Origin of the sequence: Acetivibrio mesophilus, from assembly GCF_004102745.1 — a bacterium.
GTDB lineage: Bacteria > Bacillota > Clostridia > Acetivibrionales > Acetivibrionaceae > Hungateiclostridium > Hungateiclostridium mesophilum.
On record NZ_RLII01000020.1, the window covers coordinates 59,172 to 71,009 of the forward strand.

Annotated in this window: 12 protein-coding genes; 3 read left to right on the top strand and 9 right to left on the bottom strand. The window is 34.8% G+C overall.

All coding sequences use genetic code 11. From position 1 onward, the window contains the following. Positions 1–361 precede the first annotated feature (361 nt). The gene (locus tag EFD62_RS12980; protein WP_235832652.1) at positions 362–1,054 is read right to left on the bottom strand and encodes a 4'-phosphopantetheinyl transferase family protein; all 693 of its coding nucleotides are present in this window, start codon (positions 1,052–1,054) and stop codon (positions 362–364) included. 176 nt (positions 1,055–1,230) lie between these two features. Here EFD62_RS12980 and EFD62_RS18230 point away from each other — a divergent pair, with 176 nt between their 5' ends. Continuing rightward, positions 1,231–1,356, top strand: a complete 126-nt coding sequence (locus EFD62_RS18230; protein WP_268919984.1) for a hypothetical protein — start codon at positions 1,231–1,233, stop codon at positions 1,354–1,356. 223 nt (positions 1,357–1,579) lie between these two features. Here the strand turns inward: EFD62_RS18230 and copZ are convergent, their stop codons facing one another. Further along, entirely contained in the window at positions 1,580–1,792 is a 213-nt protein-coding gene (gene copZ / locus EFD62_RS12985) for a copper chaperone CopZ (RefSeq protein ID WP_069193744.1), read from the bottom strand. A gap of 198 nt (positions 1,793–1,990) precedes the next feature. Between copZ and EFD62_RS12990 the strand changes: the two genes are divergently transcribed. Further along, positions 1,991–3,715: an outer membrane protein assembly factor BamB family protein gene (locus EFD62_RS12990; protein ID WP_069193743.1), complete on the top strand. Its 1,725-nt coding sequence runs from the start codon at positions 1,991–1,993 to the stop codon at positions 3,713–3,715. 8 nt (positions 3,716–3,723) lie between these two features. Here the strand turns inward: EFD62_RS12990 and EFD62_RS12995 are convergent, their stop codons facing one another. From EFD62_RS12995 to EFD62_RS13025, 7 genes are all read right to left on the bottom strand, one after another. Further along, positions 3,724–4,461 carry a GntR family transcriptional regulator gene (locus EFD62_RS12995; protein ID WP_128706250.1) on the bottom strand — a complete coding sequence of 246 codons (738 nt, stop codon included), beginning with the start codon at positions 4,459–4,461 and terminating at the stop codon, positions 3,724–3,726. 210 nt (positions 4,462–4,671) lie between these two features. Next, positions 4,672–6,099, bottom strand: coding sequence for an adenylosuccinate lyase (purB, locus tag EFD62_RS13000; protein ID WP_128706251.1), 1,428 nt, complete (start codon positions 6,097–6,099; stop codon positions 4,672–4,674). 135 nt (positions 6,100–6,234) lie between these two features. Further along, positions 6,235–6,711, bottom strand: a complete 477-nt coding sequence (locus tag EFD62_RS13005) for an HAD family hydrolase (RefSeq protein WP_128706252.1) — start codon at positions 6,709–6,711, stop codon at positions 6,235–6,237. Positions 6,712–6,741: 30 nt separating this feature from the next. Continuing rightward, positions 6,742–7,128 (bottom strand): hypothetical protein, encoded by a 387-nt coding sequence (locus EFD62_RS13010; RefSeq protein ID WP_235832653.1) that lies wholly within the window; start codon positions 7,126–7,128, stop codon positions 6,742–6,744. Positions 7,129–7,307: 179 nt separating this feature from the next. Continuing rightward, entirely contained in the window at positions 7,308–8,852 is a 1,545-nt protein-coding gene (locus EFD62_RS13015; protein ID WP_069193739.1) for a DUF4153 domain-containing protein, read from the bottom strand. 3 nt (positions 8,853–8,855) lie between these two features. Further along, entirely contained in the window at positions 8,856–9,083 is a 228-nt protein-coding gene (locus EFD62_RS13020) for a helix-turn-helix domain-containing protein (RefSeq protein WP_069193738.1), read from the bottom strand. 11 nt (positions 9,084–9,094) lie between these two features. Further along, complete coding sequence (locus EFD62_RS13025) at positions 9,095–9,556, bottom strand: DUF2975 domain-containing protein (RefSeq protein ID WP_128706253.1); 462 nt, start codon at positions 9,554–9,556, stop codon at positions 9,095–9,097. A 668-nt stretch (positions 9,557–10,224) separates the two neighbouring features. Here EFD62_RS13025 and EFD62_RS13030 point away from each other — a divergent pair. Next, a complete protein-coding gene (locus EFD62_RS13030; protein WP_128706254.1) occupies positions 10,225–11,712 on the top strand; it encodes a methyl-accepting chemotaxis protein in 1,488 nt (495 codons plus the stop codon). Positions 11,713–11,838 lie beyond the last annotated feature (126 nt).

An 11,838-nucleotide genomic window follows, 5' to 3' on the forward strand; every position in this document is an offset into this window, starting at 1 on the left:
ATTATGAAAAGAGATGAATGTTATAACGTAGTGTGCATACATTATTTGATGTCTGTTTATCGCAATAATTAATGAGATAAATCAAAGAACAATAAATAAAACTTAAGATTAGCCATTACTGCCGGCAAATCAAACTATAGAACAAAAATAAAAAAACTGCATATATTTTAATACACTCAATCAATACTTAACATTAATAGTTCTCCAGAACCAAAACTATTGCGATAAAAAAACGGAAAAAACATAAAATAATTCACAATATTCAATTTTGCAAATTACTTCAAAATATATAATGAAAATAAAGCACTGTCATCTTCATTATATATGATATTTAATTGTGTTTCAAGAATTTTTAAGCATTTCAATATGAAAATAAATATTCAAAAACCTCTTCAAAACTTTTAATATGTATCCCCTCCGGAAATTGCGATTCCATAGAACATACAGCAAGCTTGTATTCTCTATCAATATCATATTTTTTAAAGAAATAGTTTGCCTGCTCGCTTTCTGCTGTGAAAATAATGTTCTCGTTCTCAATTCTAAAAGAAAACGAATTCAGAGGAAGTGAAAGTCCTCTTCCATCTGCTTTTATATAGCTTTCTTTCAGTGTCCACAGATCAAAAAAGTACTCTATTTTTTCATCTTCTTTCTTTGAAAAAAGGTCATCAGCCTCTTCCTTTGAAAAAAATCTTTTTGCAATATTTAAATCAATCTCTTTTATTTTCTCTACATCAATTCCAACAGCCTTAGACCCTGCCGCGCATACTACCCAACTTCCCGAATGGGAAAGATTAAAATGAAAATCCTCATAGTCTTCAAGATAAGGCTTCCCATAAGCTGTCCTATTAAATTTTATAGATTCATTCTTTATCCCAAGCTTAAAACGGACAACGGCTCTAATTAAAATCTCTGCAGTTAAAGACATTAATGAATCTTCGTACCTTCTAAATCTCTTAATTTTATCCATTTTTTCTTCAGGGAGAAAGCTTAAAGCTCTCTCGTATACATCTTGCTCAATACTATCTTTCAACTTGATGCCAAATATCTCTAACACATAGCCACCTCTTAAAATCTTTAATGCAGTTTTTTCTTTGCATCTATAATATATTATCAGTTGCTGTAAGTCAATTTCTAACACAAATAAATACAGTCACACTTTAATTGGTCCATTAATAATATGTTATTAGCAAAATGCTTCAAGTATTTTAATTCTCAGGGAGGTTACATATTATGTCTGAAAAAGGTTTTTTCTGTGGAGCATTCGATGACGATACGATTCTTTGGTTTATAATTCTCTTCCTGTTGCTTTTCTGGTGCTGGTGTGGCTCCGGATATGACTGCGGTGCTAAGGGCTAAAAACATTCAAATAAAACTAAAAAAAGGAGGTTCATAGGATGTCAGAGAGAAGTTGCTTTAACAACGAGCTAATATGGATAATTATATTAATAATTATCTTCTGCTGTTTGTGTGGCGGTTTCCGCTATTAGGAAAAACTCATTGATGGACATAGAACACATCTAAAAAAGTCAAAAGCAAAGGGGCTCAATGCCCCTGACTTTTATTTATCACCTTTCTGTTCTCACACAACATCATATCCTTGGTCTTCAATGGAATCTTTTATCGTTTCAACTTTCACCTTGCTGCTGTCATACTCCACAGTCACTTTTTTCCCTTCTAAGTCAATCTCTACATTATCCACACCATCAAGGTTTCCAACCGCTTTCTTTATACTATTTACACAGTGATTGCAGGACATCCCTTCTACCGCAAGCTTCACAATATCCTTTGGCATATTATTTCCTCCTTTGATTCTTAATACTATTATTTTACCACCCTTGCATATTATTATATCTTAAGAATATTTCACATCAAGAAATAAAGCATGAAAAATAAAAAATACCCTAATATTTCGGAAATATATTTTATTTTTATTAATTCTGGTTTATGATTAATAATAAGGCAATCACACTACAAATCGAAGAGGGGCTTTATGAACGTGAAAACAGCTAAAATCATACTTACTATAAACATAATAATACTAATTTTGTCCATACCGGGGTTTATTCTCCTAAACAATTATCTTGAGCATTCTAATTCTAACCCAAACAATACTACAGCGTCACCTTCTCCCGATATAGCTTCTAATCCTAATGAGACCATTGAACCGAATGTGACCGAAAATCCTGAAGACACCGCGGATAAAGGTTGGACAGCACTAGTTCCCAATGAAATCGATATTGAAAAAGAGTCTCTCCCTTCAAGCCATAATTTTAAATGGGATGTTGTTAAAGACGGCCAAAAGCTGGATACATATTCAAGAAATGATACTATTGTCTTTGGTCCACCGAATGAATACAATGAAATCGATGGAGTAACCACCTTTAGAGGAAACAATTACAGAAACTCCGCAAGCTATGGTTTTGCAAATATCAGAGAAGAAAAGCTTGAGAAGGTATGGAGTGTCAAAATAGGATATATAGATACATGGACAGGGGTGGGCTGGAACGGTCAACCGTCAATTGTGAAATGGGACGACAACCTTCGAAGAAAAATGAACTTGTTTCAGGATAAAAAGAATAAGGATGACCTCAAGGAGGTTATATATGCCACTTTGGACGGGAAAATATATTTTCTCGACCTTGATGATGGTTCGCATACAAGAAATCCAATTAATGTCGGTGCTTCCCTAAAAGGAAGTGTAACAGTAGACCCAAGGGGTTATCCCCTTCTCTATTCGGGTCAAGGCATTGATGAGGTAGAAGGCAAAAAGGTACCTATAGGCTTCCGTATATACAGTCTTTTGGACCAAAAACTTCTTTACTTTATAAATGGCCTTGACAATACTTCTTTTAGGTACTGGGGAGCCTTTGACTCCTCTCCTCTTTTGCACAAGGAAACAGACAGTCTGTTTTTATGCGGCGAAAACGGCCTTCTGTATTCCATAAAACTAAACACCGATTATGTCCCAACGCAGCCTGCCATATCCATAAATCCGGATATTACAAAATACAGGTACACTTCTCCTGTCAAAGGAAGACTAGGCACAGAGAACTCTATTGCTGCTTTCAAGAACTTTGGCTACTTTGCAGATAACAGCGGGACTCTTCAGTGTGTCGATTTAAACACCCTGTCTCCGGTATGGGTAAGAAACATAACCGATGATACCGATAGCACCATGGCTATTGAGGATTTAGGCGGGTCCAATGTCTTTGTGTATATTGCAAACGAAGTTGACCTTCAGGGAGAAAACGGATACAGTTTTGTACGAAAAATAAATGCTCTCACAGGAAGTCTCCTATGGGAAAAGAAGTATAAATGTTCATACAACGTAGATACAAACGGCGGAGCATTGGCCTCTCCTGTAGTTGGAAAAAACGAAATCAGTGATCTGGTTATATTTAGTATAGCCAAGTCCTATAAGAAGAATGGTGGCAAGCTAATTGCCTTTGATAAGAACACCGGAGATGAAGTATGGGTTATAGATTCAGATTTCTATAGCTGGAGCTCACCGGTTGATATCTATACTAAGGATGGCAAAGCTTACATTATTCACTGCGATTCCGCAGGGTATATGAACCTTATCGAAGGCAAAAGCGGTAAAATACTCGACAAAATACCCCTTGGCGGAAATGTTGAAGGTTCGCCTGCAGTCTATAATGATATGATAGTAGTCGGCACAAGAGGTCAACAGATATGGGGAATAAAAATAAAATAATCAAAATCTTATTTTGCGTTTTCAAATAAGAGCCTGCATTTGTCAGCCCTGTACTTTGATACTACAAATTCTACTACTTGACCGCTTTTTGAGAATATTATATTAGATATCTTAAAAAGAGCTTGTCCCGGCTGAACCATTAGATACTGCGCTTCGTACTGCTCTGTATATATTATCTCCAGGGTACTTTTCGTCTTGGTCGGAAGAAGCGGATATTTTCCTCTCAGGATATCATAAGAAGGCCTTCTGTTTTTTATATCTTCTATTATATCGGGAAAAAGATTCAACGGTATGTATGATGTGTTTAGTGCAAGTACGTCTTCACCGTTTTTGCTTTTATAGTTAATCTGTGCAAAATCTACTACTTGATTATAAGCGATAGAAAATATTTCATCGAGCTTTTTATAGTCTTTATTGGTTAATTTCTCAATTGAAATGATTTCCCTTTCGTTTGTTATCTCATTGTCTAAAATAGAGTCGGTAAAACCCGTATATGCTTTTGCGCTTATTAATGACTTGGGCTTTGAAACAAAGGTCCCCTTCCCCTTTTCCTTATACAAATATCCATTATTGGTAAGCTCACTCACAGCCTGTCTTACTGTAGGACGACTAATGTTATAAAGCTCACAAAAATCCTGCTCTGAAGGTATTTTTGTATCAGGCGGATACTCGCCGTTCTCAATTTTTTCAATAATTATATTCTTAAGCTGAGAGTATAGAGGCACGTTACTATACTTGTTAATCACGTTAATTTCCCCCTGACCTGTCAAAACAAATTAATGTAATAGGAATTAAGGTTGTTATTAATTGAAAAGCAAATCGAAACCAGTGTTTAGAATTAAGTATTATAGACATTATTGTACTATATGAAAAATTAAATTTCAACATGTTTTTAATGGGGCAGGCTCGACAAATTAGCATTTACAATACCAATTCGTCGAGCCTGCTTCCAAATCTTAAACCTTAAGTTCAACTTCAATATCCTCAATTTTATTCTTTTCAAGAACAGGTTTTACATATTCATTAATAAATTCTTCCACCTGTTGAGGAGATCTTCCAATATAGTTCTTAGGAGCAAGTACAGAATTTAGCTCATCAATGCTAAGTCCGAACATCTCATCGGCAGCTATTCTTTCGATAAGGTCATTCTTCTTTCCTTCAGCTTTAACCTGTCTTGCAGCTTCCATTGAATGAACCCTTATACGTTCATGAAGCTCCTGCCTGTCCCCGCCTCTCTTAACTGCTTCCATCATTATGTTTTCCGTAGCCATAAACGGAAGTTCTTCTAAAACATGCTTTTCTATAACCCTTGGATACACAACCATGCCATCGGCAATATTTATATATATGCTCAATATTGCATCCACCGCAAGGAATGCCTCCGGTACGCTTATACGCTTATTTGCGGAATCATCGAGAGTTCTTTCGAACCACTGGGTAGATGCAGTAATCGCAGGATTTAGAGCATCAACAATAACATATCTTGCCAGAGCACCAATTCTCTCCGATCTCATCGGATTTCTCTTGTATGCCATAGCGGATGAACCTATCTGGTGTTTCTCAAAAGGTTCTTCAATCTCCTTCATGCTCTGTAGAAGTCTTAGGTCGTTACTGAACTTATAGGCACTTTGCGCAATTGTGCTCAACAGGTTCAGAATTCTGCTGTCAAGCTTTCTGGTATAGGTTTGGCCCGATACAGGAAATACATTATCAAAGCCCATTTTCTTCGCAATAAGCATATCTAGCTTTCTTACTTTCTCATGGTCGTTTTCAAAGAGACTTAAAAAGCTTGCCTGCGTTCCTGTAGTGCCTTTAGAACCCAAAAGCTTCATGTTGGACAGAATATAATCCAAGTCTTCAACATCCATTAACAGATCCTGAATCCAAAGAGTTGCCCTCTTTCCAACGGTAACAAGCTGTGCCGGCTGATAATGGGTATAACCCAAAGTGGGGAGATCCTTGTATTTCATTGCAAAGTCAGATAATTTGGATATTACGCAAATAAGCTTTTGCTTTATGAGCTTTAGCGCTTCGGTCATAATAATAATATCGGTATTGTCACCAACATAACAGGATGTAGCACCCAAATGGATTATCGGTCTTGCATTAGGACACTGTTCCCCGTAAGCATGTATGTGAGCCATTACGTCATGGCGAAACTCTTTTTCTTTTATTTCAGCCACATCATAATTTATATCATCTTTATATTTTTTAAGCTCTTCTATCTGTTCATCGCTAATATTAAGTCCCAGTTCCTTTTCTGCCTCTGCGAGCGCAATCCAGAGCCTTCTCCATGTACGAAACTTCATATCCGGAGAAAACAACTCCTGCATCTCCTTGCTCGCATATCTAGAATTTAAAGGACTTTCATAAGTGTTTTTCAAAATCTTCAACCTCCAACATAATTCTTTTTAAAATTACTTTATTAAACGCAACACTTATTATACAATTTTTTCTGATGTAAATCCATATTTAATCTCTATAACTTTATAAATAACATTGAATTTTAAAGCTGTTATTTACAACGAATCACAAATTTTCTTAACCCTTTTCGCTTCATTCAATACTTTCTGCCGCCATTCATTATCATCTTTTGATATTATCAATACCCTAAAACCAAATTGTGTTCCATTATGTTTTACAGAAATATCATCATCAATATGTAAATCTACCCCAAATTTAGAGGGTACCTTCGACGGCATAATCTCTTTTCGGTTTCCCTGAACCAATTCTCTGTGGACCTTCTGATTGATTATATCATGTAGCTTTATACCATAAACATCAAACAATCCCCTTATATAACCAATACCTCTCTCGGAGGTTGTGTAGACACAAATATCATATCCCAATGATTTGAGTTCTTCGCACAAATTTCTAATGCCTTTTCTCAGTTTTTCCTTGTAGAATATAGCTTTAATCTTTTTAACCGGGGCTTCATACAATGCCCCCTTATCCGTTAATATCAATGTATCATCCAAATCAAAAGAAATCTTCACAAGCTCAAGCCCTTCTTCAATATATTAGTGTTAATATGTATGAAATATGAAATTCCTTGGTACAACACCTTTTACCCACTTGAGTTCATCCTTTGTTATGCCGGTAATTGAAAACTCCTTGCCATAGTGCTCCGAAGAAAAAAATATTTCACCATCTCTTTGTAAAAACAAAGAAAACCACTTCAACCGCCTCTTCTCATCGAAAGCATTGTATATTATATGTTCGACATTTTTTTCATTAACAAGGAAAGTAAATATTGTCATACGTTCATTGCTTTCTTTATCAATGCCGTTACTCAAGGGTGATATTTCGTCTATAATGCTCTCTTCCTCATTCCAACAGTCAATTCTTATACAGTCTGCTTCTTCTAAAAAATACTCAACCAGTATTCGCCAAAAATCAAACTCTCCCCACATCAATTTGTTGGAAAAATATACGTTATACGTTCGTATGATTCATTACACCACCAATCCACCGATGACTTTTTCCATTCAAATATATCACAATTTGCTGTATATATAAAGCTTGAAGTGCCACTTAAAAACCAGTTCTCTCATCGGTATTGATAAAAATAAAAATTCATCTACAAATAAAGCTATTCCTCAAAATTATATTCATCTAAGATTCTTTTTGCCCTATAGTCTGATAAATTAAAGGACTGCCAATTGCTTATTGATGCAAGTCTACTTTTTCTATATTTAAGCCCTTCTTTAATTCTTTGTGCAACTTGCTCATTTTGATTATCAAAAAGCTTTACCATATAAGGAACTGCATCACTAGAAAGAAGATTCAGATAATTGGTATCTATTATTTCGGTGCTATTTGCTTGATATCTCTTAATATTGTTATTTGCAATAAATGCATCCACATTAAAATAGTTTAATGCAAGATAAGCAATTAGCGCAACAACTATATAAGACTTGAGCAAATAGAAGTTTTCCTTCCAGACTTTTATCAAAGTTGCAATGAGTATTACAAATATAAAGAACATAAAGGCATGGGTAAAGACTCTGAGATAAGTATATCCATACTCTTGCTCATAAAGGGACATCCTGAAATGGGCAGATAAGAGCATAACCATAGTACAAGCAACCAAACATGTGTTCATAGTTTTTATTACGCAAGCTGTAATTATATTTTCAATTTTTGTTAGGTTTATTATGCTTGTTAGTATACTCACATTTAATACTGTAACTAAAACCAATTCAAAGAAGCCTTTTCTGGCATATTCGGCATAAGTAACCCCCTCTGGTAGCAATGAACTGATACTTCCAAAAAGGTATTTGAACTGAATTGCTGTAAAAGCAATATATATCAGATTTACAGATACAAGAACCGTTAAAACAATTATTGGATCCCAGATCTTTTTGATTCGAAAATAATCCCCAATGCTTTTGGAAAAGTCTTTGTCTTTCTCATAGTAAAGACTCCAAAGATAGCTGAAAACTATTATACATATAAAGAATCCAATAATCAGCTGTGCTATAATATCCGCAATATTCATGTCTATAAACAGACGGCCAATCCTCTCCATCCAGTAACCAAATACATCATCTGCTGAAGAAAGCAGTGCAATTACCACCAGAATCAAAGGAATAGATAAAAGCAAGCCAATAATTACCTTAGTTACAGTTGAAGCCTTATTTGAGCGTGTTTTCCTTTTTCTGATTTCCGATACTAAAACAAATGGCTTATATACATAGCACAAATTTCTTAAAAGAACTGCACTCAATAAATCAAATATAAATTTGGCATCAAACCACTTGTAATAGTTGTTATTTGTTATGATCAGCGTTTGTGCAATAATAAGAATAGGTATAATCATGAAGTTCAAAAGCATGAATATCCAATTTGAAAAAAACACATAGGTTAATGACAATAATATAATCGGTATTGTTAAAAGTGTTCCAAAGTTTATTTTTAATGCAATTTTATCACGCAAAGTAAATATTACTACACCGTAAAAGGCCAATACAAATATGGGATACGAAATTCCCAAGCCCTTCCTGTAAAACAAGATATTAAATATTGTTGCAAGGAAAATAGCTCCCGCCAGAATATATACATTTTCTTTCTTCACCATATTTTCCTCATTGCTTGTCATTATTACTTCATTTCCTGTTCTGTTTAATTCCTCCATAAACTATTCCTCCTTTACATTATTCTTATTCGGAACATACTCAAGAATATCACCGGGTTGACAATCTAAAGCCTCACATATTGCCTCAAGGGTTGAAAACCGAATTGCCTTTGCTTTACCCGTTTTGAGGATTGACAGATTCGCCAATGTAATATCCACCTTTGAGGAGAGTTCTGATAAACTCATTTTTCGTTTCGCCAACATGACATCCAGATTAACCACTATCGCCATAACTTGCCTCCCTATATCGTAAGATCGTTTTCTTGTTTTACAATTACAGCCTGTCGAAAAACCTCCGACAATACTATTAAAAATAACCCCGCAATAATAAAAACCATGGCGATAATAATTGTAAGGATAGAAGGATAAAAAACTATTTTAACTCCATATGCACTGGAAATAATAAATGATGCAATGGCCATTCGCTTAAGGCTTTTAACGTTATCCATAATAAAAGGATTTCTCTTGTTTAAGTTCTTAAATACTTTTCTAATCTCATGAACCAAGACCAGAGCAAAAAAACCCGAAAAGTAAAAAAACCCAAGCAAAAAATAATAATTTTCACCAAATATATTTTTTATCAGATTAAAAGCTAGCTTTAGGCACCATGGCAAACTAATAAAAATAGCCATTCCACCAATAAAAACTCCATCCAGCATTAATTTTACCAAGCCAGAGAGTCCCTTCTCTCCTAAAACTTGCACAAAATTTCCTCCTTTTGGTCTATACTTTAATTATAGTTTAAACGATTTCTCACCAAAATTCAATAAATATTTATTGTTTTTCAATAATTTTTTTCGTCGAAAACACTTCACAGCTTGCCAGATATTAAAAACTGGGGACATCGAGTCCCTTCGCTTTTGCCTCTTTCATTTCACTCCAAGAGGCTAAAACACAACCACCCACTGTGTAATACACAGTGGGCTGTCGCATTTTGCAATCGCTAATCGCTCGATTTATATTTTTTATTCACCTATTGTAGCAGCCATAATATAATGCTCCCCTTTGTCAAGACAATTTTTTCAGCTTTTTTAAGGTAGATTATCCTTTCTTTGGTTTTGTATAATTTTACATTTGTGTGCTGTATTGGAGGATGTCAAGGACGAGCGTAAGCGAGTTCCATTTTAACTTATTTTCGCTGTTTTGTCTGTCTTAATTCCTGGTATCATTATACATATAAGCAATTCAATAATTTTACCGATAATAATTATGTCTACCATTAAGATCAAATATCTCGCAACGCTTTCTTAGTGAAATTATAGTTTTCAATACAACAATCATAGTGAAAACTTATAATTTAGATAAGCAATACCTTGTTCAAATATGGATACTAAATAAATATATTTCTTTTTATGCAAAAGGAGGATTTTTTATGCAACACGATACCTATAATGTTCAAAGAGTTCACAAAGTAAGTCTTGCGATAACATGTCTAATAATAGGTTTTATGGTTATTAACGAAATCATAGCTGGCGGATTAAAACTTGGACTTCTAACTTTTCTCCGGGCTTCACCATGTATTATTTTGGGTGTAATAAATTACTATTTGCCCATAAATAAGTATGTTAAAGCTCTTATTTTCGGAATAGTACCCTGTGCAAGCATGATCCTTCTCTCTTTTTTATTTGGATTTGCATTATGGAGACATTATAATATTCTTTGTACTATAGCTCTTATGGCGTTATACTTTAAAAAAGAAGTTATATTAGCTCACGGAGCCATTGTAAACGTTTTACTTATTGGCGCCTATATAATAAAACCCGAGAATATAGCCGGTCCTAACACCACACTTCCTGTTTTTATCTTTGCACTAATAGTACTCAATGCTATAATTGCTCTGCTGTACTTTTTAAGTAAATGGGGAAGAGAACTGGTTATCGAATCATACAACAAACAAGTAAAAGCAGAAGAATTATTGGATGAATTAAAGAATACCTTTTTAAAGTTGGAAAATACTACAGGTATTATTGATAACGGAATAAACCAATTGAACGATAATATAAGTAATATTAGTGAATCAAGTCAAAATATAACCACTTCAATGCAGGAGATGTCCAAATCAATACAGGAGGAATCCTATAGTGCTTACGCAATAAATGAGGCCATGTCAGAATCTCTGGAAATGGTAAATGAAACCCGGAAAATCTCCGAAGGAATCTCCGGTAAATCCAGGTTAATGAGTGAAAGAGTAAGAGAAGGATGGAATAAAATAGAGCAAATGAATAATCAGATCGGTATTATCAGCAATTCCATAACCACAGCCAATACAACTGTATCTGAGCTTCAAACAAGTATGACAAAAGTCAACACCCTCTTGGAAGGTATAACACAAATCGCAGAACAGACAAACCTATTGGCTCTTAATGCTGCTATAGAATCAGCTCGTGCGGGAGAGCATGGGAGAGGTTTCGCTGTCGTTGCCGATGAGGTAAGAAAACTGGCAGAAGAAAGTACACGAATAGTGAAGGATATAACACAGGTGACAACAGGATTATTCAACAAATCCCATGAAGCCTCTGAAAAGGTTAACCATGGTGAAAGTGCCACAAAGGAAGGTAAAGAGATTATACAGAATATATCCACATATTTTAAGGATATTATGGACGCATTCAATGAAACCAATACAGAAATAGTAAAAAGCATGGATACAATCGAGCACGTTGCAGATAGTTTTGAGAAAGTTCAAACCCAGATGGAAAATATGGTAAGCATATCACAGCAGAATGCAGCATCTACCGAGGAAGTACTGGCAACCATCGAAGATGAGAATAGCCAGATAAAGCAAATCAGTGATTTCTTACGCGAAATACAGGAATTAAGCGGACAGTTAAAACAGGTAACAGGTAGCAAAAGCATTTGAGAGAATGTTGAAAATTTTGTGTATAAGAGAATGAAAAGACTCCTTCTTGGCAAGAATTACAAAATAATATCCAAGGAGGAGATTTTTTATGTCAACATTATCAAAAGAGCAAGTGAAAGAAATAAT